This window comes from Umezawaea sp. (assembly GCF_036375055.1).
Classification (GTDB): domain Bacteria; phylum Actinomycetota; class Actinomycetes; order Mycobacteriales; family Pseudonocardiaceae; genus Umezawaea.
Window position 1 is genome coordinate 182903 of record NZ_DASUSQ010000011.1, and the last position, 25904, is coordinate 208806.

Below are 25904 nucleotides of genomic sequence, written 5' to 3' on the forward strand. Positions count from 1 at the left end.
GTGCATACTTCGGCATGGTCAAGCAGAAGTCGACAGGAGGTAGTGCGGTGCAGGTCTTCGCACCCGAGCGCCAGGCGCGGATCTTGAGCGAGTTGCGGCGGAACGGTCGGGTGGAGGTGGCCGCGCTGGCCGTCCTGTTCGAGGTCTCCGAGGACACCGTGCGCCGCGACCTGCGTGCGCTGTCCGCCGCGGGCCACCTGCACAAGACCCACGGCGGCGCGGTGCTGCTGGACACCGCCAGGATGGACTGGACGGCCAGGGCCGACGTGGCCGCGGCGACGAAGAGGGCCATCGGGGAGACGGCAGCGACCGTCGTGCGCCCCGGCGACGTGCTGCTGCTGGACGCCGGGTCGACGGTGCTGGCGTTCGCCAGGGCGCTGGCGGTCCGCCCGCTGACGGTGGTGACGAACTCCCTCGACGTCGCGCTGGTCTTCGACGCCGACCCGGAGGTCGACCTCGCGCTGACCGGGGGCCGGTGGGACCGCGGCTCCCGCGGCCTGACCGGCTCGGCCGCGGTCCTGTCCACCGCCCGCTACCGCGCCGACTGGGCCTTCCTCGGCGCGTGCGCCCTGCACCCGTCCGTGGGCGCCACCGCGGTCGACCCGGCCGACGCCGACGTCAAGATCGCCATGGCGGACGCCGCCCTGCGCACCGCGGTGCTGGCCGACGTCACCAAGCACGGCCACGTCGAGCCCCACCTCGTGCTGCCGCCCGACCGGATCTCCCTCATCGTCACCGACGCCGCCGAGGTGTCCGCCCCGTGGCTGGAGCGGCACGTGGAGGTGCTGACCCCACCAGCCGAACGCGACCGGTGACCCGTGCCGCTACCCGCACATCCCGTCGCAGTCGTACGCCCAGAGGGTTCCGCACGCCTCCCCGTAGTACACGCAGCGCTGCGGGCAGCAGAGGCCGTAGACGCACGGTCTGCCGTCGCACCACGGGTCCTCGCTGGCGCACTCGCAGCGCGGCGGGTAGGGCCCGGCCGCGTCGCGCTCGTGCCCCGGGAGGGCCAGCACGCCCACGAGCGCGTACGCGGTGTCCGCGCCGAAGGCGTCGGTGACGGCCTCCCGGAGGCCGTCGAGCTCCGGGACCTCACCCCGGCGCAGCCCCCGCTCGCGGGCGAAGAGCTCGTCGCGGGAGGCGATCTCCGCCGCGCGGTCCAGCGCCCCGGCCCGCGCCTCCGTGAGCCGATCGCCGAACACCGCGCGGTACCGGTCGAACTGGTCCCGCCAGAGGCGTGCGCGCACGGTGGGCGACGACGCGCGGTAGACCTCGCGCCGGTAGGCCATCGGCATCGCCGCCACGTCGTCGTACGCCTGCGGCAGGGTCCCCCTGTTGGCCTCGACCCACGCCCGCGCCTCGTCCGCCGCCGACTCCTCCGCGACCGCGGGCGCGCCGCCCTTCCCGAGCACTCCCACCGCCACCACGGCTCCGGCCGCCAGCCGCAGGAGCTGGGCCCGGCTGAGCAGCCGCCCGGTCGGGGGCTCCTGCGGGGCGGTCCCCCGCCGCGCCTCGCCCAGGGCGCCGAGCACCCGTGCGGTCGACCGCGGTCCCAGGCGCAGGCACAGCGCGAGCCCCAGGCCGAGCCCCGTCCAGGTCCGGGCCGCGTCGCCGTCGACGCGCAGCAGCGCGGGACGGTCCGTCGCCGCCGACCCGGTGCCGCGAGCCCGCCACCGCCGCACGTCGGGATGGCTCAGCGGCATGATCTCCAGCTTCCCGCCCGCCGCCCGGTCGACGGAGGCCGACACCTCCCGGCACGTCCGGCACGACGCGTCGAAGGCGAGGATCCAGCGCGCTCCAGCACGTTCCACGTTCGACTCCTCCTGAGACGTCCGCCGTCCGACCGGCGGCCGTCTCCACTAGGTTGGAAGTCCGGCCACCCGGCCGGTGCGGTCCGTTCCTAGTGCGTTCGGGTTGTGCACGATCGGAGGGCGGACGGTGAACGAACAATTCGCGGACAACGGCGCGGTCCCGTCGGACCCGGTCACCACCCGCTATCGCCAAGGAATGCTGTGAGCGTTAACAGGCATTCATTTAGCTAATTCATTAGCCCTTGACGATCATCATGTTAGCGATAACAATCATTGTTCGTGACGCCTTGCTCCCCTCGGCGTCCGCTCCGCGACACCGAGGAGATCGATGCCCCAGCGCGCGCCCGAGGTCAGCCGGGAGTTGTTCGGCAGGCTCGGCGACACCGACGTCCACCGGTACGTCCTGGCCTGGCCGGGCGGGCTGACCGTGCGGGTGCTCGACTACGGCGGCGTGGTCCAGTCGCTGGAGGCGCCGGACCGCCGGGGTGAGCGGGCCAACGTGGTGCTCGGGTTCCGCACGCTCGACGACTACGCGGCGAACAGCGAGCCGGGAGCGTCGAGGGCGTTCTTCGGCGCCGCCGTCGGCCGCTACGCCAACCGGATCGCCCACGGCACGTTCACCCTCGACGGCGTCGTCCACCGGCTCCCGGTCAACGACCACGGGCACACCCTGCACGGCGGGCCCGCCGGGTTCGACACGAAGGTCTGGGCGGCCACCGAGGTGGAGGACGCCGACAGCGTGGGGGTGCGGCTCGACCTGGTGAGCCCGGAAGCCGACCAGGGCTTCCCGGCGACGGTGGCCGCCGAGGTGACCTACCGCCTCGACCGGCTCAACCGGCTGACCATCACCTACCGGGCGACCGCGGACGCGCCGACCGTGCTGAACCTGACCAACCACACCTACTGGAACCTGGCGGGTGAGGGCAGCGGCGACGTGCACGGGCAGTCGCTGCGCCTCAACGCGAGCCGCTTCTGCGCCGTGGACGAGACGCTGATCCCGGACGGCGACCCGGTCCCGGTCGAGGGCACGCCCTTCGACTTCCGGACGGCGACGCCGATCGGCGCTCGCGTCGACGGCGCCGACCCGCAGTTGCGCGCCGGGCACGGCTACGACCACAACTGGGTCCTCGACCGCACCGGCGGCTCGGCACCCTCGCCGGCCGCGCAGGCCCACGACCCGGTGTCCGGGCGGCGGCTGACGATGTGGACGACCGAGCCCGGTCTCCAGTTCTACTCGGGCAACCACCTCAGCTCGGACCTGATCGGCACCAGCGGTCGGCCGTACCACCGCCGAGCGGGCTTCGCGCTGGAGGCGCAGCACTTCCCGAACTCGCCGAACCGCCCGGACTTCCCCAGCACGGTGCTCCGGCCGGGGCAGGTCTACCACCAGGAGACGGTGTTCCAGCTGTCGGCGGAGGCCGGGGAGCCCGCCTGAGCGCCGGGGCGGGCGCCCACCCGTGCCCCCACGGCGGTCCCCTCAGGAGTGGGGCGCGCTGAGCACCGGCACGGCGGCCGGTTCGACCGGGCGCTCGGCCCGGACCGCGGCGATGCCGCCGAGGATCAGCGCGCCGCCTGCGAACTGGAGCGGGGTGAGGGCCTCGCCGAGCAGGAGCCAGGCGAAGAGGGACGCGGAGACGACCTCCAGCAGCGCGATGAACGACGCGAGCCTCGACCCGAGGATGCCCGACGCGGTGATGCCGGACGCGTAGGCCAGCGCCGTGCCGACGACCGCGACGACGAGCAGCGGGACCCACCAGGGAGCGGAGCCGCCGAACAGCGGGACGTCGCCGAACTCGGCCGTGAACGGCAGCAGGCCGGTCACCCCGACGAGCGCCAGCACGGGCGCGGCCAGCAGCAGCCCGGCGCCCGCGAGGGCGACCGGCGGCAGGCCGTCGTTGGGGCGGGCGGCGATCAGGAAGTACGCGGCGCACCCGATGGCGGCGCCGAACGCCGCGGCCAGGCCGATCGGGTCCACGGCGCGGATCGCGCCGGGGCCGATCACGAGCACCAGGCCCGCGACCGCGAGCACCGAGCCGACCAGGACGACGGGGGCAGGCGTCCGCCTGCTGACGGCCCAGGTGAAGCCGACCAGGATGAGGGGGGCGAGGAACTCGATGAGCAGCGCGGTCGCCACCGGGATGCGCTGGATGGCGGCGAAGTAGAGGACCTGGGTGATCGCCACGCCGACGACGCCCATGCCCACCACCGGCCACCTCGCCTGCCGGAGCACTCCCCACCGGCCGCGCAGCGAGACGACGACGAACGGGAGGAGCACGAGCCCGGCGGTGAGGGCGCGGACCGTGACGGCGGCGGCCGGGGACCAGCCCGCCTCCAGCAGCGGTTTGATGAACGCCCCGGACGTCCCGAAGGCGATGAACGAGACCGCTGCCGCGACCAGACCCGTTGACGTCGGCGGAACCCTCATGCCGTTACCCCGTTCCGTGCGCCGTCATGACCTAACCTGGTGGACGTCCCTGACGCTAGGCCGGTCTCGGTAAGGAGTCAATTTGCATTTCGCCCCTGACACGGAGGAGTCGCTCGGTGTCATCGTGGAGCTGTGCAACACCGACCCGTCGTCGTCGCGCAGCGGCACCGACGAACTGGCCACGGTGGAGCAGCTGGCGGCCCTGCTGGCCCGCTACCCCTACACCGGGCGAATCGACCACGACGAGGCCGAGCTGCGCGACGTCCAGCGCACCCGCGCCCTGCTCCGGCACGTGTGGACCCTCGACCGCGACGACGCCGTGGAGGCGGTCAACAAGATGCTGCGCGACGCCAGGGCGCTCCCCCACCTCGTGCGGCACGACTCGCTGGACTGGCACATGCACGCGACCGAGCCGGACGCCCCGCTCGCCGAACGGCTCCGGGTGGAGGCCGCGCTGGCGTTCATCGACGTGATCAGGATGAACGAGATGGGCCGCCTGCGGATCTGCGCGGCGGACGACTGCTCCGGGCTCCTGCTCGACCTGTCCCGCAACGGGCTCAAGCGGTTCTGCGGCGTGCGGTGCGGCAACCGGATGAACATGATCGCCTTCCGGGAGCGCAGGGCCGACGGCGGGTGACCCCGGTCCCGACGCGCCTCGACGCCCGGTCGCGGTGGACCGGGCGTCGGGACGGGGGCGCTAGGCCACGGCGACCGCGGGCTGAGCACCGGCACCGGTGACCGGTCCACCGCGGAACGCCGGGGAGGCGGCCAGCAGCACCAGCACCAGGTTGGCCGCCGCTGCCGCTCCGACGACGGCCACGAGCGGTGCCACGAGACCGGGGAGCGCCCAGGTGCCCAGGACCGCGCCGAGGAGCGCGGCCCCGATCGCCGCGGCCAGCGCCGTCCGCCGGGTCCGCGGCGGCAGGTCGCGCCGGACCCCGGCCAGGTAGGCACCGGTGCCGATCATCAGGCCCACGCCGGGCGCGACGGCCGTCGTGCTGACCACGAAGTCGTCCGGGTTGACCGTCCACACGAGCAGCACGCCCAGGAACCAGCCGCCCAGTCCCAGCGGGAGCACCGTCAGGACCCCCAGCCAGACGCCCGCCCTCGGGCTGAAGCCGCCGCGGCGGCGCCGGGCGCGGGCCATGCCGCCGAGGACCAGCAGGGCCAGGACCGCGCCGGTGGTGGTGACGCCGGCCAGGAGCCGGGCGATCGTGGACATGCTCAGCGGCACGGTGTCGAAGCCGACGGGCCGCGGGTCGAACCCCGACCGGTCGACCTCGCCGGTGGCGAAGAAGGTGTTCAGCAGGCGCTCGCTCGCCTCGGGGCGGTGCTCCCAGAAGTCGGCCGTGTGCCCGAGTCCGGACAGGACCACCTGCTGCCCCCGCGACAGCGACGGCAGGAGTTCCCCGGTGGCGAGCTGCGCCGGGGTGGAGAAGTCGACCTCGCCGCTGACGAGGAGGGTCTCCACGTCGCTCGGGCGCGTCGTGCGGTACTCGGCGTTGTCCGGGCTGTCCGGCCACACCGCGGACACGCCGGACGGCCCGCTCCAGAGGAAGTCGACCGACGCGCTGCCCAGGATCGAGCCGGGGTCGCCGCCCGCCTCGTAGTAGCTGCGCGCCGCCGGGGCGTCGAGCATCGCGAACGAGGCGAACTCGCCCCAGACGATCGACTCGGGCAGCACCACGTCACCGAGGACGGACATCGCCCACAGGGCACCGGTGTCGCCGCCGAGGTAGGCGTCCAGCAGGGTGGGCGCGTTGTTCGGCGCCGAGCCGGGACCGTTGTGGTGCATGGCGTACTGGCTCAGGACGCGGACGTTGGTGTCCTTGACGCGGAACGGGCCCCAGCGCTCGGGCAGGTCGGTGGCGACGTCCCGCACCGAGGCGGCGAGGTCCGGCGTGCGCGCGGCGCAGGAGGCGTTCGCCCGGCACAGCTCGGCGTACTGGCCGAACTGCGAGTCGGTGATGCGCGGGTCCCAGACGAAGTGGCCGGGCGGGTTGACCGAGATCATCGCGGACCGGTGCAGCGCGTCGGGGTGGCGCCAGGAGTAGACCATCGCGGTGCGGGTCCCGGCGCTGGAGCTGACCAGGTTGATCCGCGAGTAGCCCAGCGCGGTGCGGGCCGACTCCATGTCCTCCACCCGGTCGACCACCGAGTAGGCGGTGACGTCGACGCCGTCGCGCGCCAGCCGGTCCGCGCACAGCTCGAACGCCCGCGTGGTGGCGGGCAGCGCCTCGGCTCCGGCGAGGCCGTCCGACGCCCGCATCGCCCCGACGACCTCGGGGCAGTCCAGTCGGCGCGACCCGTCGACGCCCCGGTAGCCGACCAGGACCACGTCGTGGTCGTCGGTGAGCCTGCTCGCCTGGGGGAAGACCATGTTCGTACCACCCGGTCCGCCCGCCAGCCGGAAGACCGGCTCGCCCGCGCCCGCCGAGGTGGCGCGGATCCGGACGACGGGCAGCGCGATCAGCTCGGACGCCGGGTCGCGCCGGTTCTCCGGGACCACGAGCGTGCCGCAGTCGGCCGCGGCGGCCCCGGCCTCGGTGTCGTAGTCGCACGGTTCCAGGGCGAGCGATCCCGCGGCGGCGCCGTCGGGCACGGCGAGGGTGCTCCCCGGCCACGCGCCGAGGACCACGAGGGACAGCAGGAGACCGCCGGTGATCGCGAGTGCGACGACGCGGGAGCGGGGTTTGACCGGTGACATGGCTGGAACACTAGGAATCCCACCGGTTTCGATCTTCCCCTGGCGGGTTGAGGACGTCTCCCCCGCGGGGGTGATGCGCGGGCTCCCCCGCTCTGCCTCCGGGGTGGACGGCCGTCCCCCACCCCCGACCCTCCCATCCGGACGGCCACCTGATTCCACACTGGGACGAATCATTTCGATTCACCCTTTCGGTTCATACCGCGTCGATGATCGGCCGGTATGGTCACGACGACGGACAACCGAGGGGGTTGGGCAATCCTTCACAAGTCGTTGGGGAACGACTTGATCCAAGCGCGATGGGGAGAGCGCTTCGACGGCAGCTGATCGCGTTTGGTCGCGTCGTCACGGTTCCACGGTGTTGGGCGACCGCGAGTCGCCGCTCTCCCACGCGCGCAGACCACGCCGGTCGCGTTCCGCCGTGCGGCTTGACGCCATGCCCGCACAGCGGTGTCCGGTTCATTCGGAGGGGCACGGGGGAATGGCGAAGACGAGAACTCTGTTCAGCGCGCTCGCGATATCGGCGCTGGCGCTGGGCCTGGCCGAACCGGGGGTTGCCGCACCGCGGCACGCACCCGCGCTGCGGCAGGCCGCGGCACCGGAGTCCACGCGCTGCGACACCGCGGCGTGGCCCGCGGCGCCGAGGGCCACCGCGGGCAGGGCCGCACCGCCACCGAGGCAGGTCGCGCAGGCCCAGCAGGCCGCGGACCCGACGTACTCGGCACCGGGCACGCCGCTGCGGATGATCCCCGGCGACGAGCACCCGGTGAAGGTCGAGCTGCGCAACACCACGGCGGCGACGTGGCCGAAGGCGACGCACGTCCTGTCCTACCACTGGGTCCTGCCCAACGGGGACGACGAGACCGGCCCGTCGAACCGGCTGGAGACCGCGCTGCCCGCCGACCTCGCGCCGGGCCAGGTCGTGACGCTGGACGCGCGGGTGAAGGCCCCGCCCACGGCCGACGTCGGCAACAAGCGGGAGCAGTGGGTCCTGAAGTGGGACGTCCTCGACACCAGGACGCGCAAGTGGCTGTCGGAGACCGCGGGCGTGCCGACCCTGGACCAGGCCACGACGGTCGAGGACCCCACGTCCGACCAGCTCGGACTGGAGAAGTTCTACCAGTACCGCGGCATCCCGACCGGCGCGGGCACGAGCCTGGCGGTCAACCAGTTCTCCGGCAACGCGGTGTTCGGCCACAACGTGTTCACCAACCCCGGCCGGGGCCTGGCCACGTTCACCAGGCTCACCTACAACAGCCTCGACACCTCGAACTCCTACGCGGGTCGCGGCTGGTCGGTGTCCACGTCGAGCCTCGCGCGGCTGGGCACGCCGTTGCAGTTCGACGGTCTGCTGGGCTCCGTCCTCACCGGACACCCGGACCGGATCACGCTGGTCGACGGCGACGGCACCGGCCACGAGTTCGAGCTGAACAAGCACGACTCGAACGACACCGGCCGCTGGACCTACGACAGCCCGGCCGGTGTGCACCTGCTGCTGCGCCGCGATCCCGGCGGTGACGACGCGCGCCGCTGGGTGTTCACCGCCCCGGACCGCACCCGCACCTACTTCGACGCCGACGGCTACCAGACCGCGACCGTCGACAAGAACGGCAACGAGCTGCTCTTCGGCTACGAGCGCGGTGTCATCGGCAACCGCGCCACCAAGCTGCTGACCCACCTCACCGACGCCACCGGCCGCCGCACGCTGACCCTGGACTACTACCAGCCCGGTGACGACTACTCGGTCTTCCGCGGCAACACGAAGGTGCGGGAGAAGGGCCTGGCGATCTCCGCGATCGTCAACCAGCTCCGGTCGGTCACCGACGTCTCCGGCCGCACGGTCACCTTCACCTACGGCGACGACGGCCTGCTCCAGGAGGTCGTGGACGGCGCGGGCACACCGGACGCCAAGCCGTTCACGTTCTTCTACGAGGACTCGCTGCGCACGCAGAACCCGAAGCTCACCAGGGTCGTCGACCCCAACGGCGGCGCGAGCGAGGTCCAGTACTACACCGACGGCGCCGAGGAGCTGCGCGAGTGGCACGTCCGCACCCTGCTGGACCGGCAGGACGGCGGCACCGGCTTCGACTACGCCGACGCCGACGGCGACAGCGGCTCGAAGATCACCTCGAAGGTCACCGACGCCAACGGCAACGCCACCGACCACGTGGTCGACGGCTACGGCCGCGTGGAGAAGCTGACCAACGCCAAGGGCGAGACCACGGACCTGACGTGGGACGCGGACAACAACGTCGTGGCGCTGCGCGAGGACAACGGCGCCACCACGACGTGGTCCTACGACCAGAAGACCGGGTTCCCGCTGGAGGTCCGCGACGCCGAGGGCAACGCGCGGGGCTACCCCGGCACGCGGCTGGCCTACCGCACCGACCTGGACGGCCACGTCGCCGACCTGGTGGAGAAGACCTCCCCCGAGGGCCGGAAGTGGCGGTTCACCTACGACGACCGCGGCAACCTGGTGGCGGTCACCGACCCGAAGGGCACGGCGACCCCGGACGACTCGGACTACACGGCGCGCTACGTCTACGACGACCTGGGCCACCTGACGAGCACGACCGACGCCAACGGCCACACCACGACGTACGCCGACTACGACGTCAACGGCTACCCGCAGCGGATCACCGACCCGCTGAACTGCTCCAGCTTCTTCCGCTACGACGACGTCGGCAACGTCGTGTCCACGGTGGACGCCAAGGGCAGCACGAGCACGTTCACCTACGACGTCTTCAAGCGCCCGCTGGACTCCCGCGTCCCGAAGGACGCCGCGGCGAACGTCTTCATCACGACGCCGGGCCCGGTCTACGACCGCAACGACAACGTGGTGAAGGTGACCGCGGCCAACGGCGCGGTGACGACGACGGCGTACGACGAGCTGGACCGGCAGGTGGCGGTGACGTCGCCGAAGGACGACACGCCGGGCGCGCCGGAGAAGACGTCCACGTTCGCCTACGACCGCGTGGGCAACCTGCTCCGGCAGACGCTGCCGAAGGGCACGCTGACCCCGGAACCCGACGACTTCACCGTCACCTTCCGCTACGACGAACTCGGTCAGGCCGTCGAGGCCACGAACGCCGAGGGCAAGCGCGCGGTCATGACCTACGACCGGGTCGGCAACGTCCTCACCGAGGCCGATCCGCGCAAGACCGCGACGAGCGACCCGAACGACGTCACGGCTCGCTACCGCTACGACCTGAACCACCGCGTGGTCGAGACGTTCGACGCGTCGGGCGAGAGCGTGACGTCGACGTACGACCGGGACGGCAACGTCGTCGAGAAGACCGACGAGGACGGGAACGCCACGTCCACCACCTACGACGAGCGGTCCATGCCGGTGGAGGTCCGGTCGCCGCACGACGGCGGTGGCGGGTCGATCACCTACTTCACCACGCGCTACGAGTACGACCAGGTCGGCAACACGACGCGGACGATCACGCCGCGCGGTGTGCAGACCGGTGACGACCCGGACGACTTCGCGCGGGGCGCGGTCTACGACGAGCTGAACCGGGTGAAGGAGGAACTGCTCCCGTTCGACCGCGACGACTCCTCGGTCACCGCGGCGGACCGGATCTTCCACTCCTACGACGAGGTGGGGAACCCGAAGGAGATCAGCGCTCCCCCGTCGAACGGCCAGTCCGTCCGCAACACCACGAGGTACACCTACTTCGACAACGGCTGGACCAGGTCGAGCACCGACGCGTGGGGCATCAGCACCGAGTACGACTACAACGCGATCGGGCAGCAGACCAACCGCACGCACCTGAGCGAGGGCGGCGGGGCCAGCCGGGTGCAGACGTGGACCTACCACCCGGACGGCAAGAAGAAGACGCGCTCCGACGGCGGCGTCCCGGTCGGGCGGCACGTCGTGGTGGTCGACAACTCCGACCCGGACGACACGGAGGTCTCGGGCACCTGGGCCACGGTGTCCGACCGGGGCGAGTACGAGGGCTTCGACTACCGCACGCACCAGACCGGCGGCGGTGCCGACAGCTTCACCTGGAAGGCGGACATCCCGGCGGGCGGGCGCTACGAGGTGGCGGTCCGCTACACCGAGGCGACCGCGACCGACGCGAGCTACACCGTCGAGCACGACGGCGGCGTGGCCACCGTGAAGGTCGACCAGACCACCCGCCAGGGCGAGTGGGTGCCGCTGGGCACGTGGGACTTCACCGAGGACACCGAGCGGAAGGTCGTGCTGTCCGGCGCGGCGGGCGGTTCCGTCACCGCGGACGCCGTGCGCCTGGCCCGCGACAACAGCGGTGACGTCGACACCGAGGAGAAGAGGTTCGAGTACGTCTACGACGCGAACGACAACCAGACGCTGCTGAAGGACCTCAGCTCCGGTGCGCTCGTCGACGAGTACTCGATCACCTACGACGGGCTCGACCGCGCGGACGTCGTGGAGGAGCGCGAGTCCGGTGCCGTGAAGAAGCGCACGTCGTTCGACTACGACGAGAACGGCAACGTGCTGGACTGGGAGCACGACGACCAGTCGGCGTCCTACTCCTACGACGTGCGCGACCTCGTCTCGAAGGTCGTGAACCGCGGGACCGGCGGCGAGAAGGTCACGACCTTCGAGTACACCTCCCGCGCTCACCTGGCGAAGCAGACCAAGCACAACGGCAACACCGTCGAGTTCGAGTACTACCTGGACGGTCTGTCGAAGCGCCAGGTCGAGCGCAAGTCGTCCGGCGCGGTGATCAACGAGCACCGCCTGGAGTACGACCACAACGGCAACCGCACCCGCGACCAGGCGACCAAGCAGAACGCCGACGACAAGGGCGACACCCAGGACAACGTCTTCGCCTACACCTTCGACCCGCGCGACCGGGTCAGGAAGGTGGAGAAGACCGGCGACGACACGGCGACCGAGACCTACGACCACGACGCCAACAACAACGTCGTGAAGCAGACGATCGACGACACCACGACGACGTTCTCGCACGACCGCAACCGCCTGGTGTCGGCCACCGCGAACGACGTCACGTCGTCCTACGCCTACGACCCGTGGGGTCGGCTCAGCCGGGTCACCGCGGCGGGCCAGCAGGTGGAGAAGTACGTCTACGACGGCTTCGACCACACCGCCGAGCACCGCGCCGGTTCCGGCGAGGCCACGCGCACCACGAAGTACGTCTACGACCCGCTGGACCGCACGGTCTCCCAGAACTCCACCGGCGGTGGCGCGGAGGCCAAGAAGGTCGAGATGTTCTACCTCGGCCTGTCCGAGCAGGTGCTGACGGAGAACCTGAACGGGGAGCTGAACAAGTCCTACCAGTACTCCCCGCACGGCGAGCTGCTGTCGCAGGTGTCGGTGGAGGACGACGGGACCGAGAAGGACTCGTACTTCGCGTTCAACCCGCACTCCGACGTCGAGTCGGTGACCGACGAGTCGGGCGACGCGACGTCGACCTACGGCTACACCGCCTACGGGCAGGACGACGAGGCGTCGTTCACCGGCGAGGACAAGCCGGGGCAGCAGCAGCCCGCCGAGGAACCGCTGAACTCCTACCGCTTCAACACCAAGCGGTTCGACTCGGCGTCCGGCAACTACGACATGGGCTTCCGCGACTACAACCCGTCGCAGAACCGGTTCCTGTCGCTGGACCTCTACAACGGCGCGCTGTCGGACCTCGGTCTCGCGACGAACCCGTTCACCATGAACCGCTACGCCTTCGGCGGCGGCAACCCGATCACGGCCGTGGAGATCGACGGCCACCTGTTCGGGCTGTCGTGGAGCGACATCGGCCACGCCGCGCTCGACGTGGTCGGCCTGGTCCCCGTCGTCGGCGAGGCGGCCGACCTGGCGAACGCGGCCTGGTACGCCGCGGAGGGCAACTACGTCGACGCGGCGCTGTCGGCGGCGTCCGCGATCCCGTTCGCCGGGTACGGGGCGACGGCGGTCAAGGCAGGCAAGTACGCGGACAAGGCCGTGGACGCCGTGCAGACGGCGGACAACGTCGGCGACGCGGCGAAGACGGCGGCCAAGGTGGACCCGCCCGCGGCACCGAAGGCGGACCCCGCCCCGGCACCGGCCCCGAAGGCCGACCCGGCCCCGGCTCCCAAGGCCGAGGCTCCTGCCCCGAAGGCCGACGCGCCCGCGCCGAAGCGAGACCCGATCTTCGCGGACACCGACCTCATGGTGAAGGCGAACAAGGGCCACGCGGGCGCGCTGGCCGAGATCCGCGGGGGCAAGACCTACGTGACGCCCAACCAGCACCGCGAGTTCCTGGCAGGCGGCGCCGGTCGACGGGAGTTCATGGAACGCGAGGGCATCGAGCTGTTCGGCGGTCCCCAGGCCGGGCAGGTCGCGGGCACGGAGCGGTTCCAGTCGACGTTCGCCTCGGTCAACCCGGCGCAGGGACGGGGTGACGCGGCGCTGTGCGCCTTCGCCTGCGCCACCGGCTACCAGGCCGTGACGATGGAGAGGAGGCTGTTCAACTTCGTGACGAAGACGCTGAAGAACTCGCCCATCCCGATCCGTAGGGTCATGCCGTGAGCATCTACAACCACCTGGAGATCGAGGCCCGCTGCCCCCGGTGCGGCGTCGTCTCGACCTCGGACGCGGAGTTCAGGTTCGGGCTCCGGGAACTGGTCCGCTACCGCCGGGGGGACGTCCTGCGCTGGGAGGGCAAGGGCGTTCGCACACCCGCTCACCGCCCGGAGGGCGGCGACTACCGGGGCGAGGCGTACGCGGAGTGCCCCGCGTGCGGCCGCGACTTCTGGTTGGTGGTCCACGTGGAGCACGACGTGATCACGTCGTACGAGGTGGACGCGGAACGTCCGGGCTACGTGAACCCGTGACGGCCGGGAACCGCAGACCGCGGCCCGGAACACACGAGTGGAGAGGCTGAGGATGAAGTTCACCAGGGGGACGGCCGCGGGGGCGGTCGGGTTGGCGGTGGCGGCGGTGCTGGTCGGTGCGACCGGCGCGGCGGCCTCGGAGGACGCGTTGCCGCTGCCGAACTACGGGGACGTCGCGGTGGACCAGGTCCACCAGCGGGTGTTCGTCAGCGGCGGGCCGACGGCGAACGGGATCGTGGTCACCGACTTCCGGGGGCGGGTGACCAAGCGGATCGACGGGCAGCCCGGTGCCACGGGGCTGGAGTTGAGCGCGGACGGGAGCAGCCTGTACGTGGCGCTGGCGGCCGGGGACGCGGTGTCGGTGATCAGCACCGAGACGCTGACCGAGACCGCGCGGCACGCCACGGGCGCGCAGACGTGCCCGACGCACCTGGCGCGCACGGGGTCGCTGGTGTGGTTCGGGTACGGGTGCGCGGCGGACTGGAACGCGAAGATCGGCAAGCTCGACCCGGCCGCGGCGGCTCCGGTCGACGTGAGCAGGCCGTTCGGCGGGGCGACGTTCCAGCGGGCCCCGCTGCTCGCCTCCAGCGGCGCCGAGGCCGGGCCGGTGGTGGCGGGGCAGCTGTCGCTGAGCCAGTCCACGGTGCGGGTGTTCAGCCAGGCGGGCGGGGACCTCGCCGCCGGGGCGTCGGGCGACGTGGTGGGGGCGTCGCTCAACGACCTGTCGGTGAGCCCGGACGGGGCGACGCTCTACAGCGCGTCCGGTTCACGCGGCAACGTGGAGGCGTTCGCACCGGCCGACCTGGCGCGGCGCGGCTCGTACGCGACCGGTGTGCGGCCCAACTCCGTCGCCTCGTCGCCGAACAACGCGTTCGTCGCCACCGCGATCACCACGAGCGGCGCGGACGACGTGAAGGTCTACGCGGTCGGCGGCACGCTGCCGGTGCGCACGGTGCAGGTCGACCGCACCGAGACCGCCGCGACGCGCGGGCTGGCGTGGAGCGCTGACCTCAAGCGCCTGTTCGTGATCACCCAGCAGGCGAACGACCCGGCGCCGCGGCTGTCGGTGGTCACCTCACCCACCGACGACGACTGAGGCCCGTCCTCGGCATCCGCCGTGGACGCGCGGTGGCAGCGCCCGCGCCACCACCGCGGCGGTGGCAGGTGGGATCGTGCCGGAGCCCCCGTCCGAACGGGATCGTCGGTGTCGACGCGGCGTCGGCACCGACGATCCGAGGGGAACCACGTCCCTGCGCGGGACCGCGCTTCCGCCGGCGTCGAGCGTCGGCACCGGACGGCCTCCGACGTCCGGTGCCGGGAACGACGTGGTCCTACGGCGGCACCGCCGGGACCCGTGCCCGCGGGGTGTTCCCGTCAGACGCCGACGAGGCCGTGCCGCGCGGCGGCCAGGGCCGCCTCGGTGTCGGCGGTGACGAGGTCGGCGTTCAGCCGTGCGCCCGCCAGCGCGCCCGCCGCCGCGGAGGCGCCGACCTGGGCGCTGGGGTCGGTGGCGTTGCCCGCCACGCACACCCCCGGCACGTCGGTGGTGCCCGCCGCGCCCGCGACGAAGCGGCGACCCATCCCGCCCGGCAGGTCCTCCAGCGGCAGTCCCAGGCCCTCCAGCCCCTCGGTGCGGGCCCACATCGACGTGGCGACGGCCAGAGCGCGCCGGGGCACGAACGTCCCGTCGGTCAGGCGCACGCCCGCGACGCCACCGCCGTCGGCGGCCACGACCTCGGCCACGTCGGTGTCGACGACGCGGATGCCGCGCGCCGCGAAGCGGGCACGGGTGTCGTCGTCGAGGTCGGTGCCGCGGGTGAAGTAGACGAGGTCGTCGCTCAGCTGGCGGAACAGCAGCGCGTGGTGGACGGAGGCCTGCCCCGTGGCGAGGACGCCGATGGGCTCGTCGCGCACCTCCCAGCCGTGGCAGTACGGGCAGTGCACCACGCCGCGCCCCCAGTGCTCGGCCAGCCCGCGGACGTCGGGCAGCACGTCACGCAGCCCGGTGGCCACGAGCAGCCTGCGGGCCGACAGGACGCGGCCGTCGGCGAGGGTCACCGTGAAGCGCACCTCGTCCCCGGCGGCGGGCACGGCGGAGGCCACCTCGCCGGTCACGACCAGGCCGCCGTAGCGGCGCACCTCCTCGCGCCCCGTGCGCAGCAGGTCCGCGGGCGGGACGCCGTCCAGGCCGAGCAGGCCGTGCACGCCGTCGGCGGGCGCGTTGCGCGGCGTGCCGCTGTCGACCACGACGACCGAGCGGCGGGACCGGGCGAGCATCAGCGCACCGTTCAGCCCGGCCGCTCCTCCCCCGATCACCACGGCGTCAACGGTTCCCACCGGGAGTCGGTCGGACATGGCGTCACCCCTCTCGTCACGCGGCCCCGAGTGGAGCCGACACCACGACGATAGGCACGCCTTGCACTAATGGCATAAGATTATGCGCATGACGCAAGAAAATGGCGAGATGGACAGCCTCGTGCGCAAGCGGATCAGGGCACTGCGGGTGGCCCAGGGCTGGTCGCTGGAGGAGCTGGCGACCCGCGCCAACCTCAGCCAGTCCACGCTCAGCCGCATCGAGAACGGCCAGCGGCGCCTGGCCCTCGACCAGCTCGTCACCCTGGCCCGAGCCCTGGACACCTCCCTGGACCAGCTCGTCGAGACCGCGACCGAGGACGTCGTCACCAGCCCGGTGATCGACCGCGCGCACGGGCTGATGCGCTGGCCGATCAGGGCCTACCCCGACATGAGCATCGTGCGCCAGCGGATGACGAACCCGCCACCGGACAACCCGGCGCGCATGCGCGCCCACCCCGGCCACGAGTGGCTCGTCGTCCTGTCCGGCACGGCGATCCTGCAACTGGGCAACCGGCGCATCCGCGTGGAGAAGAACCAGGCGGCGGAGTTCCCCACGATGCTGCCGCACGACATCGGGGCGGAGGGCGGGCCGTGCGAGATCCTGGGCATCTTCGACCGCGACGCCCGCCGCGGCCACCAGCGCGGCGACGACGGCTGACGCGGCGGTTTGCGCGTTCGGCACCGCGATCGACCATCGTCTTGCGCACTCCGGGATTCGTCCGGTCGCCGCGGTGCGGTCGTCCTAGCGTGGCGGCCATGAACCACACCGCACACGCCGCCACCACCCCGCACACCCACGACTCCGGGGGCCAGGCGGAGATCCTCGACCTGGACGAGGAGGTGCTCGCCGAGCACACCGCGTCCATCACCGCCTGGCTGCCCGTCACGGAGGACCCGCGGCACGTCGTCGACCTCGGGTGCGGCACCGGCGCCGGCACCTTCGCCCTGCTCGCGCGCTTCCCCGAGGCCGAGGTGACGGCCGTCGACGCGTCGGAGGGCCACCTGCACCGCCTGCGGGCGAGGGCCGAGGCGCTCGGGCTGGCCGACCGGGTGCGCACGGTCCTGACCGACCTCGACGCGGAGTGGCCCGACCTCGGTCGTCCCGACCTGGTGTGGGCGTCGGCGTCGATGCACCACCTGGCGGACCCCGACCGCGCCCTGCGCGCGGTCCACGAGCGGCTCGCGCCCGGCGGCCTGTTCGCCGTGGTCGAACTGGCGGGCTTCCCGCGCTTCCTGCCGCCCGACGCCCCGGCGGAACGTCCCGGTGTCGAGGAGCGCTGCCACGACGCCCTCGCCCACCTCTACGCCCAGCACGTGCCGCACCGCGGTGCCGACTGGGGCCCCAAGCTGACCTCGGCCGGGTTCACCGTCGAGGGCGAGCGCACGATCACCGTGAACGTCGAGGGCGCCCGCGGCGAGACCGTCGGCCGCTACGCGGTCAGCGGCCTGAGCCGCCTGCGCGACAAGGCGGCCCCCTCGCTCGCAGCCGAGGACCTCGCTGCCCTGGACCGGCTGCTCGACACCGACGGCCCGTTCAGCATCCTGCGCCGCGACGACCTCGCCGTGCGCACGGAGCGCACCGTCTGGGCCGCGCGCCGCGCCTGACCCGGTGCGGCCTGGTCACACCGACAGCAGCGGCACCAGGACCTCGTCGACCACGGCGGCCACCTCGTCCTCGCCGACGGCGTCGGAGCGCCACACCTCCACCAGCAGCATCCGGGGCCCGACCTCGGCGCTGCGCCCGGTGACCCGCGCCGGGTCGGCCTCGCCACGGTCGGCCGCCTCGCCCATCACCCCGAGCAGCACCTCCCGTGCGGGGCGGATCACCGATTCCCACACCTGGTCGAACAGCTCGGGGTGGTGGTGGCGGTGGGCGAGCAGCGGTCGCAGCGCCCGCCCGCGCGGCTCGCCGAGGACGTGCACGAAGTGGCTGAGCAGCAGGACGAGGTCGGAGCGCAGGGAGCCCGTGCGCGGCGGGGTCGGGGGGTGCCCGAAGCCGGTGGCGGGGTCGGTGAGCGCGGCGATCACCAGTTCGCCGGGGCTGGACCAGCGGCGGTACAGCGCCGCCTTGCCGGTGCCCGCCGCCGTGGCGACCTTGTCGAAGGACAGCTCGGCGAAGCTGGTGCGGGCCAGCTCCTCCAGGGTGGCGAGGTAGATCGCCTCGGTCAGCGCGCTGCCTCGGCGACGGGTCACGGGTCGCGGGGTCACCACCCCATCATGACGGCACCCGTATAGTGAACAAAACTGTTCACTAAAATCGGAGGCCACGATGTACCGCATCGCCGACGTCCAGGTCGTCGACCCACGGGACGGCTCGGTCACCGCCCACCAGGACGTCCGGGTCGCCGACGGGCGGATCGCCGGGATCAGCGCCACGACCGGGCCGGACGGGGACCCGACGACCGCCGACGGGCGGGGCCGCTTCGCCGTGCCCGGATTCGTGGACATGCACGCCCACCCGCTCAACCTCGGCGACCCCGGCCCCGAGCTGGGGCTCATGCTCGCCTTCGGCATCACCGGGTACCGGCAGATGAGCGGCACCGCCGACCTGCTGCGCCGCCGCGGGGGCAGCGCGTCCACCGACCGGGTGCCCGCGCTGCTCGCCACGCCCGGCGCGGTGCTCACGCCGCTCAACGCGGGCAAGCCGGACACGGCCGTCGCGGAGGTGCGGCGGCAGGCCCGCGACGGCGCGGACTTCATCAAGGCGGCCCTCATCACCCCCGAGGTCTACTTCGCCGTCCAGGCCGAGGCCGACCGGCTGGGCATCCCGGTCGTGGGCCACCTGCCCGCGGGCGTGGACGTGCGCGCCGCGTCCGACGCGGGCTTCCGGTCGATCGAGCACGTCGGCCCCGGACTCGGCGTGCTGACGGGCTGCTCGTGCCACGAGGAGCACCTGCGCGCCGCGACCCCGTCCAGCCCGATCAAGGCACCTCCGTTCCGGATCCCGTTCGCGGACAGGGTCGCCGAGAAGGTGCTCGCGAAGATCGTCGTCAACCCGGCCCAGCTGACCGGCCCCGCCACCCTGCGCGCCGTCCGGGACGCGATCGACAGCTTCGACGAGGACAAGGCCCGCGAGCTGGCCCGGCGGTTCGCCGCGAACGGCACGTGGAACTGCCCGACGCTGATCCGGGTGAAGGCCCAGCAGCTCTGCGACGCCCCGGAGTTCGCGGCCGACCCCGACCTGCGCTACGCCACCGCGAAGGAGCGAGCGGCCTGGACCGCCGCGGCCACCGCGTTCCGCCGCAAGTTCGACGGGAGCGAACGGGCCGTCTTCGCCGAGCAGTTCGCGCTCCAGTCGCGGGTGGTGAGGATCCTCGACGAGGAGGGCGCGCCGCTGCTGGCGGGCAGCGACGCGGTCGGCGCGGCCTGGGTCGTCGCGGGCGCCTCGCTGCACGACGAGTTCGACCTGCTCGCCGACGCGGGCCTGAGCCCGCTGCGGGTGCTCCAGACCGCCACCACCAACCCGGCCCGCTTCCTCGGCCGCGAGGACGACGCGGGCACCGTCGAGGCGGGCAAGGAGGCCGACCTCGTGCTGCTCGACGACGACCCCACGGCGTCGGTGGCCAACCTGCGCGCGGTCAGCGCCGTCGTCCGCGGCGGCCGGTTCCACGACACCGCGGCGCTGACCGCGCTGAAGGAGCGGGCCACCGGCCGCTAGTGCGGTGACCGCACTCCTCACCGGGTTTCGCGCGGCTCAGCGGCAAGGGCCACCGCGCCAGGCTCCCGCCCGCGCAGCAGCGCGTTGAGCCGAGCGGCCTGCCTGGTGAGGTGCTCGCGTTCGGGGAGGTTGGGCGCCGACCGGGCGGCGTCGGCGTAGAGCCGGGCCGCGGTCGCCGGGTCGCCGTCGCGTTCGTGCAGGTACGCCGCCACGGCGGTGTGGCGGGGCAGGGCGGGGTCGAGCCGCGCCAGTGCCGCGAGGCCCGCGCGGGGGCCGTCCGCCTCGCCTACCGCGACCGCCCGGTTGAGCCGGGCCACCGGGCTGTCGGTGACGCGCACCAGTTCGTCGTACCACTCGACGATCTGCACCCAGTCGGTCTCCTCGGCCGTCGGGGCGTCGGCGTGCAGCGCGGCGACGGCGGCCTGGGCCTGGAACTCACCGAGGCGGTCGCGGGCGAGGGCCGCCTGGAGGACGTCGACCCCCTCGGCGATCAGACGGGTGTCCCACAGCCCGCGGTCCTGTTCGGCCAGCGGCACGAGCCTCCCGTCGGGGGCGGTGCGCGCCGGGCGCCGGGCGTGGTGGAGCAGCATGAGCGCGAGCAGGCCCGCGACCTCCTCGTGGTCGATCCCCGCCGCGAGCTGGCGGGTGAGCCGGATCGCCTCCGCCGCGAGGTCGACGTCACCGGAGTAGCCCTCGTTGAACACCAGGTAGAGCACGCGCAGCACCGTGGCGACGTCACCGGGCCGGGTGAACCGGACGCCCGAGACGGTCCGCTTGGCGCGGCTGATCCGCTGGGCGATGGTCGCCTCGGGCACCAGGTAGGCCTGCGCGATCTGCCGCGTGGTCAGGCCGCCGACCGCGCGCAGCGTGAGCGCGACCGCCGACGCCGGGGTCAGGGACGGGTGCGCGCACAGGAAGTAGAGCTGGAGCGTGTCGTCGGCGACCTCACCGGGGCCCGGCACGGGCTCGTTCTCGACGAGTTCCTCGCGGCGCCGCCGGGAGGTGTCGGCACGGGTGACGTCGAGGAACTTGCGCCAGGCCACCGTGACCAGCCAGCCCTTGGGGTCGCGCGGCGGGTCGGCCCGCCACGCGCGCACCGACTCGACCAGCGCGTCCTGGACGGCGTCCTCGGCCGCCGCGAAGTCGGCTCCGCGGCGGACGAGGATCGCGATCACGGCGGGGGTGAGGTCCCTCAGCAGGGTCTCGTCCACCGTCGTCACTCGGTGATGGTCGGGGGCTCCGACAGGAACGGACGCAGCTCGATCCACTCGTGGATCGGCTTGCCGCCCGCGCCGGGAGCCGCGGACAGCTCGCCCGCCAGGTCGAGCGCCCGCTGGTGGGACTCGACGTCGATCACCATCCACCCGGCGATCAGGTCCTTGGTCTCGGCGAACGGGCCGTCGGTCACCGGCGGGCGGCCCTCGCCGTCGTAGCGGACGAACGTGCCCTCCGGCGAGAGCGCCTGGGCGTCGACGAACTCCCCCGTGGTCTCCAGCCGGGCGGCGAAGTCCTGCATGTACCGCACGTGCGCGGTGACCTCCTCCGGTGCCCACTGGTCCATCGACACGTCGTTGGCCGGTGCGGGCGCGCCCCGGTAGTGCTTGAGCAACAGGTACTTGGCCATCGTGAACTCCTCGGTGCGGTCCGGCCCATTGTGGCCGTGTTCGACGCTGGGACGGAGCCCGCCACGGCTTCTCGACATCCGCCGACAAGATTTTTTCGGCGACGTGGGTTACAGTCTGCCTGAAACTCAGTTTCAGGCAGACTGCAACTCGATCGGAGGGAGCACGAACGTGACCGGGAACGAGGACGGCGCCCCACCGCCGGCGAGCGTGGCGTTCCTGGCGATGGCGCTCGGCCGCCGGATCAGGGAGCACGTCGAGGGCCGACTGCGCGAGCACGGCATCGGCCTGCGCCACCTCTCGGCGCTCGGGCACCTGCACCGGCAGCCCGGCATCTCCTACAGCGAACTCGCCCGCCGGGCGGGCGTGACGCCGCAGAGCATGCAGGACACGCTGCGGCTGCTGGAGAAGCTCGGGGCGGTCGAGCGCTCGACGGTGCCGGGGCGGGGACGCACGGCGGTGCTGCGCGTGACCGACGAGGGCCACCGGCTCCGGCTGGAGGGGCAGTCCGCGATCACCGCCGCCGACGCCGTGATCGGGGAGACGAGCGCCGAGTTCGCCGCCGCGCTGGGCGCGGCACTGGCGCGGTTCAGCGAGGCGGAGGACGAGGGGTGATGCCCACGCACGACCCGCTCACGGTCCCGCTCACCACGAGGCTGCCCCAGCGCCCGCGCGGCTGGCGTGGCGGCGTGGCGGCGTGGTGGCGGACGAGGAGTAACGCCCGTCCACGCTCCCACCCAACCCGCTGCCAACCAGACCTGGCGGAGGCCAGGTAGGTGCGCCACTCCACCGACACAGCCACAGCCACCACCGCCACCAGCGCCACGGCCACGGCCACGGCCAGCTACCACGGGCCGCTCACCGCGCGCCCGCCGCGGCCACCCGCACGACCCAGCGACGTGACGCACGAACCGTGACACCCCACCCGCGACCTACGACGACCCAGCCACCGCACCACCACGAACCCACCCACCACGAACCCACCCGCCACGAGCCCACCGCGGCGACCCACGCGGTCGGCGAACCGGAGACCGGGCCGTGACGCACTGCCCGCACAACCACCTACGACCGAATCCCGAGGAGAAGCACGTGCACCACCCACGTCGCGGCGAGCGAGTCGTCGCATGACCAAGTTCCTGCTCGCCGTCCACGTGCTGGCGGCGATCATCGCGATCGGGCCGGTGACGGTCGCCGCCAGCATGTTCCCCGCCGCCGTCCGCCGGGCCCAGGCCGAGCCCGGCGACGGGCACCACGTCGCCACCGTGCGGACCCTGCACCGGATCTGCCGGGTCTACGCGGCGGTCGGGGTCGTGGTGCCGGTCTTCGGGCTGGCCACCGCGAGCAGTCTCGGGGTGCTGGGCGACGCGTGGCTGATCGTGTCGATCGTGCTGACCGGGATCGCGGCCGGGGTGCTGGGGCTGCTGGTGCTGCCCCAGCAGGATCGTGTGCTCGCCGATCTCGCACGCACCGAGTCCGCGGGTGTGCGGACCCGTGCCGTGGGCGCGCGGTTGGCGATGCACACGGGTGTGTTCAACCTGCTGTGGGCCACGGTCACCGTGCTGATGATCATCCGGCCCGGCTCGACGACGGGGGTGTGAGGGTGCGACCGCCCTGGCAGCCGCTCCCGGTCGCGGCGGGCGTCGAGCTGATCAGCCTGACCGTCCTGCTGCTCAACCTCGCGACCGTGCACTGGCCCGCCGTGGCGTCGCTCATGGGCCCCACGCACGGCTGCGCCTACCTGTTCGTCGTCATCGCCACCGCCCGCCACCCTCGGCGCACCGGGCGACTGGTCCTCACCGCGCTGGTGCCCGCCATCGGCGGCCTGCTCGTCCTGCGCCACCTCTCCCCCGCGCACGACGCCCAGCCGGGGAGGCGGTGACCGGGCGCCCGCACCCGGCCACCGCGAGGCTCAGCGGAACAGCACCCGGTCGACCACCTCCGCCAGGGTCGCCACCCGGTCGGCGGCCGCCCCCGTGGTGCGCCACGCGACGAAACCGTCCGGACGCACCAGAACCGCGCCGTCCTCGGCGATCCCGTACACCTCGGTGAACCGGCCCGTCACGTCCACCACGTCACGACCGACGTGGTGGCACCGGACCGGCACGCCCGACGCGCGGGCGACCTCGGCCGCCGCCTCGGCCCACCCGGCGCCCGCCGGACCGGCGAACAGCACGGGGACCACGTCCAGCAGGTCCACCGTGGACAGCGGGGTGCCGTCGCGTTCCAGCGGCACGTGCGGCGCGCGGCTCCCCGGTGCGCCCGACGGGTGGTCGGGGTCCTCCAGGGCTCCCGGCACGACGGCGGCCTCGGGCACGAACGCGCCCTCGGGGTAGGTGTGGCCGAACATCATCATCCGCTGCCGCGCCGCGCTCTCGCGGGGGTTGCCGGGTTTGCCGTTCACCAGCTCGTACCGGTCGACGGTCAGCCGCGTGGTCTCCTGGGCCACGGGCAGCCGCTCGGTCTCGTAGGTGTCGAGCAGTCCGGGACCGGCCAGCCCGCCGTGGTGCAGGCCGATCTTCCACGCGAGGTTGAACGCGTCCTGCACGCCCGTGGCCACGCCGAAGGTCCCCACGGGCGGCATGGTGTGCGCCGCGTCGCCCGCGACGAGCACCCGGCCGACCCTCATGCGCCGGGCCGACTGGCCGCGGATCTCCCACGGCGACCCGGAGATCCGGTCGACCACCACCGGCACGTCGACGCCGATGGCGGCCTTGAGCAGCTCGACGCACCGCGCCTCGGTGAACTCGGCCGCGCCCTCCTCGGGGCGCAGCGAGATCGCGAACCGCCAGCGCCGCACACCGTCGATCGAGGTGAGGAACCCGTGCACGGCGGCGTTGCGCAGGGTCAGGGCGACGATCTTGCGGCCTGCCAGCGGTTCGTCGAGGTCGGCCTCGAAGTAGACGTTGATCTTGCGGGCGATCGTGCCGGGCCCGTCGTGCGGGATGCCGAGCATCGCCCGGACCGGGCTGTGCGCGCCGTCCGCGGCGACGAGGTGCTCGGCGACCACCCGGTGCTCGGTGCCGGTGTCGTGGTCGCGCACCGTCACCTCGACCCCGGCGGGCCCGTCGACCACGGCGACGACCTCGGTGTGGTCGCGCACGTCCGCGCCCGCCGCGACGGCGTCGGCGCGGAGCAGCGGTTCCAGCTGGTTCTGGTCGATGGCCGCCCAGCCGCACGGGCTGAGGCCCTCGGTGTCCGGCCCCAGCCGGTTCGGCAGGCGCATCAGCTCCGGTCCGACCAGGGTCTCGGCGTGCGCGACCACGGTGTGCTCGGCCACCGGCGACCGGGTGGCCAGGACCGCCTCCTCCAGGCCCACCATCCGGTACAGCTCGACGGTGCGCGGGTTGAGCGCCCGCGCCCTGGGGTCGGTGGCGGGCACGGCGCGCCGCTCCACCACCAGCGGGGGAACGCCGAACCGGGCCAGGAACACCGCGGCGGACAGGCCGGTCACACCGCCGCCCGCGACCAGGACCGGAACGGTGGCCGGGAAGTGGTCAGTCATGTCGCTCCCAGCGGTAGAACTCGTGTGCCATGGCGTCCTGGGGTCCGCGCCACGTCTCGGGGTCGTACGGCAAGACGTGCGGACGCAGCTCGTCGCTGATCCGGCGGAACTGCGGGTGGTCGTGGTGCTCGGCGACCGCCTGCCCGATCGGCCGCTCCCCCTCGATCAGGTGCAGGTACAGGCCGCCGAACCGGAACAGGCTGCGCCCGCGCACCCCGATCACGGCGGGCAGGTCGGTGGTGCGGTCGGACTCGCCGAACACCTGGGCGATGTCCTCCATGGAATCGGGCGCCATCCGGGCCACGATCAGGGAGCGGTGCACGCGAACTCCTCCACCTTCCGCTTGATCAACGCCATCTGCGTGCGGCTGTTGGCGTTGATGCGCCTGGTCATCGCGGCGTCGTCGACCGGGGCGGTCGGCTTCATCGCGAAGTCCTGCACCCACCGCATCCGCACGCCGCCCTCGACCTCCTCGTAGGTCCACCGGATGTCCATGTGCTCGAACGGACCCGTCTCGACGCGGCGGGCGATGACCGTGCGGGTCGCGGGATCGGCGACGCGCTCGGAGACCCAGCTCCACACCGTGCCGTTGTCGTCGGGGTGCATGGTGAGCCGGAACAGCACCCGGTCGCCGTCGCGCTCCAGCACCTGCGCCGACGCGTACTCGCTGAACAGGTCAGGCCAGCTCTCGACGTCGTTCGTGCGCTCCCACAGCAGGTCCATCGGCGCGTCGACGACGATCTCGTTCTCCGTGTGGCCGGTCACCTCACGCCCTCCCGGTGAGCAGGGACAGCAGTTCGCGCGGCGACTGGTCGGGCGCCACGTCGACCTCGCGGGACATGCCGTGGTTGCGCTGCAACTCGGCCACGACGCCCATCAGGCCGAGGGAGTCGACGCCGAGTTCGTCGAAGCTCTGCTGGGAGAAGCAGACCTGGTCGCCGGTCACCGCGACCCCGGTGCACCGGTTGATCAACGCCGCCAGGTCGGTCGGGGAAAGTGTGGTGTCCATGG

The 25904-nt window shown here is 72.9% G+C and carries 23 protein-coding genes; 12 read left to right on the forward strand and 11 right to left on the reverse strand.

The genetic code is table 11. The features are described 5' to 3' along the window. Positions 1-47: 47 nt before the first annotated feature. A complete protein-coding gene (locus VFZ92_RS04335; protein WP_330874364.1) occupies positions 48-815 on the forward strand; it encodes a DeoR/GlpR family DNA-binding transcription regulator in 768 nt (255 codons plus the stop codon). 9 nt (positions 816-824) lie between these two features. Here VFZ92_RS04335 and VFZ92_RS04340 read toward each other — a convergent pair whose 3' ends face one another. Then, on the reverse strand, positions 825-1811 hold the full coding sequence (locus VFZ92_RS04340; RefSeq protein ID WP_330874365.1) for a bacteriocin fulvocin C-related protein: 987 nt from the start codon (positions 1809-1811) through the stop codon (positions 825-827). A gap of 328 nt (positions 1812-2139) precedes the next feature. On the opposite strand from VFZ92_RS04340, the gene VFZ92_RS04345 reads away from it, so the two are divergent. Then, positions 2140-3246 (forward strand): aldose epimerase family protein, encoded by a 1107-nt coding sequence (locus tag VFZ92_RS04345; RefSeq protein ID WP_330874366.1) that lies wholly within the window; start codon positions 2140-2142, stop codon positions 3244-3246. A gap of 42 nt (positions 3247-3288) precedes the next feature. Here the strand turns inward: VFZ92_RS04345 and VFZ92_RS04350 are convergent, their stop codons facing one another. Then, positions 3289-4236 carry an EamA family transporter gene (locus tag VFZ92_RS04350; protein ID WP_330874367.1) on the reverse strand — a complete coding sequence of 316 codons (948 nt, stop codon included), beginning with the start codon at positions 4234-4236 and terminating at the stop codon, positions 3289-3291. 82 nt (positions 4237-4318) lie between these two features. On the opposite strand from VFZ92_RS04350, the gene VFZ92_RS04355 reads away from it, so the two are divergent. Beyond that, entirely contained in the window at positions 4319-4873 is a 555-nt protein-coding gene (locus VFZ92_RS04355) for a CGNR zinc finger domain-containing protein (protein ID WP_330874368.1), read from the forward strand. Between the two features lie 60 nt (positions 4874-4933). Here VFZ92_RS04355 and VFZ92_RS04360 read toward each other — a convergent pair whose 3' ends face one another. Beyond that, positions 4934-6943, reverse strand: coding sequence for an alpha/beta hydrolase (locus tag VFZ92_RS04360; protein WP_330874369.1), 2010 nt, complete (start codon positions 6941-6943; stop codon positions 4934-4936). A 478-nt stretch (positions 6944-7421) separates the two neighbouring features. Between VFZ92_RS04360 and VFZ92_RS04365 the strand changes: the two genes are divergently transcribed. From VFZ92_RS04365 to VFZ92_RS04375, 3 genes are read left to right on the forward strand one after another with little or no spacing between them, the layout of a single operon-like run. Beyond that, entirely contained in the window at positions 7422-13451 is a 6030-nt protein-coding gene (locus VFZ92_RS04365; protein ID WP_330874370.1) for an RHS repeat-associated core domain-containing protein, read from the forward strand. Further along, the gene (locus VFZ92_RS04370) at positions 13448-13756 is read left to right on the forward strand and encodes a hypothetical protein (protein ID WP_330874371.1); all 309 of its coding nucleotides are present in this window, start codon (positions 13448-13450) and stop codon (positions 13754-13756) included. The genes VFZ92_RS04365 and VFZ92_RS04370 overlap by 4 nt, the downstream gene beginning before the upstream one ends. A gap of 52 nt (positions 13757-13808) precedes the next feature. Further along, positions 13809-14852 (forward strand): hypothetical protein, encoded by a 1044-nt coding sequence (locus tag VFZ92_RS04375; protein WP_330874372.1) that lies wholly within the window; start codon positions 13809-13811, stop codon positions 14850-14852. Between the two features lie 278 nt (positions 14853-15130). Here the strand turns inward: VFZ92_RS04375 and VFZ92_RS04380 are convergent, their stop codons facing one another. Next, a complete protein-coding gene (locus tag VFZ92_RS04380; RefSeq protein ID WP_330874373.1) occupies positions 15131-16111 on the reverse strand; it encodes an NAD(P)/FAD-dependent oxidoreductase in 981 nt (326 codons plus the stop codon). An 88-nt stretch (positions 16112-16199) separates the two neighbouring features. Between VFZ92_RS04380 and VFZ92_RS04385 the strand changes: the two genes are divergently transcribed. After that, positions 16200-16769: a helix-turn-helix transcriptional regulator gene (locus VFZ92_RS04385; RefSeq protein WP_330874374.1), complete on the forward strand. Its 570-nt coding sequence runs from the start codon at positions 16200-16202 to the stop codon at positions 16767-16769. 98 nt (positions 16770-16867) lie between these two features. Further along, a complete protein-coding gene (locus tag VFZ92_RS04390) occupies positions 16868-17716 on the forward strand; it encodes a class I SAM-dependent methyltransferase (RefSeq protein ID WP_330874375.1) in 849 nt (282 codons plus the stop codon). Between the two features lie 15 nt (positions 17717-17731). Here the strand turns inward: VFZ92_RS04390 and VFZ92_RS04395 are convergent, their stop codons facing one another. Continuing rightward, on the reverse strand, positions 17732-18304 hold the full coding sequence (locus VFZ92_RS04395; protein ID WP_330874376.1) for a TetR-like C-terminal domain-containing protein: 573 nt from the start codon (positions 18302-18304) through the stop codon (positions 17732-17734). A 76-nt stretch (positions 18305-18380) separates the two neighbouring features. On the opposite strand from VFZ92_RS04395, the gene VFZ92_RS04400 reads away from it, so the two are divergent. Further along, complete coding sequence (locus tag VFZ92_RS04400; RefSeq protein ID WP_330874377.1) at positions 18381-19769, forward strand: amidohydrolase family protein; 1389 nt, start codon at positions 18381-18383, stop codon at positions 19767-19769. Positions 19770-19786: 17 nt separating this feature from the next. Here VFZ92_RS04400 and VFZ92_RS04405 read toward each other — a convergent pair whose 3' ends face one another. Together VFZ92_RS04405 and VFZ92_RS04410 are read right to left on the reverse strand one after the other, a co-directional pair. Next, positions 19787-20980 (reverse strand): RNA polymerase sigma factor, encoded by a 1194-nt coding sequence (locus VFZ92_RS04405; RefSeq protein WP_330874412.1) that lies wholly within the window; start codon positions 20978-20980, stop codon positions 19787-19789. 5 nt (positions 20981-20985) lie between these two features. After that, positions 20986-21393, reverse strand: coding sequence for a YciI family protein (locus VFZ92_RS04410; RefSeq protein WP_330874378.1), 408 nt, complete (start codon positions 21391-21393; stop codon positions 20986-20988). 169 nt (positions 21394-21562) lie between these two features. Between VFZ92_RS04410 and VFZ92_RS04415 the strand changes: the two genes are divergently transcribed. The 3 genes from VFZ92_RS04415 (at position 21563) to VFZ92_RS04425 (ending at position 23270) form a co-directional block, all read left to right on the forward strand. After that, positions 21563-22006 carry a MarR family winged helix-turn-helix transcriptional regulator gene (locus VFZ92_RS04415; protein WP_330874379.1) on the forward strand — a complete coding sequence of 148 codons (444 nt, stop codon included), beginning with the start codon at positions 21563-21565 and terminating at the stop codon, positions 22004-22006. Between the two features lie 509 nt (positions 22007-22515). Further along, on the forward strand, positions 22516-22989 hold the full coding sequence (locus tag VFZ92_RS04420; RefSeq protein ID WP_330874380.1) for a DUF2269 family protein: 474 nt from the start codon (positions 22516-22518) through the stop codon (positions 22987-22989). Between the two features lie 2 nt (positions 22990-22991). Next, a complete protein-coding gene (locus VFZ92_RS04425) occupies positions 22992-23270 on the forward strand; it encodes a DUF3817 domain-containing protein (RefSeq protein ID WP_330874381.1) in 279 nt (92 codons plus the stop codon). Positions 23271-23300: 30 nt separating this feature from the next. On the opposite strand, the gene VFZ92_RS04430 is transcribed toward VFZ92_RS04425, so the two are convergent. From VFZ92_RS04430 to VFZ92_RS04445, 4 genes are read right to left on the reverse strand one after another with little or no spacing between them, the layout of a single operon-like run. Further along, positions 23301-24893 carry an FAD-dependent monooxygenase gene (locus VFZ92_RS04430; protein ID WP_330874382.1) on the reverse strand — a complete coding sequence of 531 codons (1593 nt, stop codon included), beginning with the start codon at positions 24891-24893 and terminating at the stop codon, positions 23301-23303. Continuing rightward, positions 24886-25215 carry a TcmI family type II polyketide cyclase gene (locus VFZ92_RS04435; protein ID WP_330874383.1) on the reverse strand — a complete coding sequence of 110 codons (330 nt, stop codon included), beginning with the start codon at positions 25213-25215 and terminating at the stop codon, positions 24886-24888. The genes VFZ92_RS04430 and VFZ92_RS04435 overlap by 8 nt, the downstream gene beginning before the upstream one ends. Beyond that, positions 25200-25658, reverse strand: a complete 459-nt coding sequence (locus tag VFZ92_RS04440) for an SRPBCC family protein (protein WP_330874384.1) — start codon at positions 25656-25658, stop codon at positions 25200-25202. Before VFZ92_RS04440 ends, VFZ92_RS04435 begins: the two co-directional genes overlap by 16 nt. Position 25659: 1 nt before the next feature. Beyond that, complete coding sequence (locus VFZ92_RS04445) at positions 25660-25902, reverse strand: acyl carrier protein (protein ID WP_330874385.1); 243 nt, start codon at positions 25900-25902, stop codon at positions 25660-25662. Between the last annotated feature and the right edge of the window lie 2 nt (positions 25903-25904).

Coding starts and splice junctions, on each gene's coding strand:
- VFZ92_RS04400 (WP_330874377.1), top strand. CDS start 18,381: ATGTACCGCATCGCCGACGTCCAGGTCGTCGACCCACGGGACGGCTCG.
- VFZ92_RS04350 (WP_330874367.1), bottom strand. CDS start 4,236: ATGAGGGTTCCGCCGACGTCAACGGGTCTGGTCGCGGCAGCGGTCTCG.
- VFZ92_RS04420 (WP_330874380.1), top strand. CDS start 22,516: ATGACCAAGTTCCTGCTCGCCGTCCACGTGCTGGCGGCGATCATCGCG.
- VFZ92_RS04445 (WP_330874385.1), bottom strand. CDS start 25,902: ATGGACACCACACTTTCCCCGACCGACCTGGCGGCGTTGATCAACCGG.
- VFZ92_RS04375 (WP_330874372.1), top strand. CDS start 13,809: ATGAAGTTCACCAGGGGGACGGCCGCGGGGGCGGTCGGGTTGGCGGTG.
- VFZ92_RS04345 (WP_330874366.1), top strand. CDS start 2,140: ATGCCCCAGCGCGCGCCCGAGGTCAGCCGGGAGTTGTTCGGCAGGCTC.
- VFZ92_RS04390 (WP_330874375.1), top strand. CDS start 16,868: ATGAACCACACCGCACACGCCGCCACCACCCCGCACACCCACGACTCC.
- VFZ92_RS04410 (WP_330874378.1), bottom strand. CDS start 21,393: ATGGCCAAGTACCTGTTGCTCAAGCACTACCGGGGCGCGCCCGCACCG.
- VFZ92_RS04430 (WP_330874382.1), bottom strand. CDS start 24,893: ATGACTGACCACTTCCCGGCCACCGTTCCGGTCCTGGTCGCGGGCGGC.
- VFZ92_RS04380 (WP_330874373.1), bottom strand. CDS start 16,111: ATGTCCGACCGACTCCCGGTGGGAACCGTTGACGCCGTGGTGATCGGG.
- VFZ92_RS04385 (WP_330874374.1), top strand. CDS start 16,200: ATGACGCAAGAAAATGGCGAGATGGACAGCCTCGTGCGCAAGCGGATC.
- VFZ92_RS04365 (WP_330874370.1), top strand. CDS start 7,422: ATGGCGAAGACGAGAACTCTGTTCAGCGCGCTCGCGATATCGGCGCTG.
- VFZ92_RS04360 (WP_330874369.1), bottom strand. CDS start 6,943: ATGTCACCGGTCAAACCCCGCTCCCGCGTCGTCGCACTCGCGATCACC.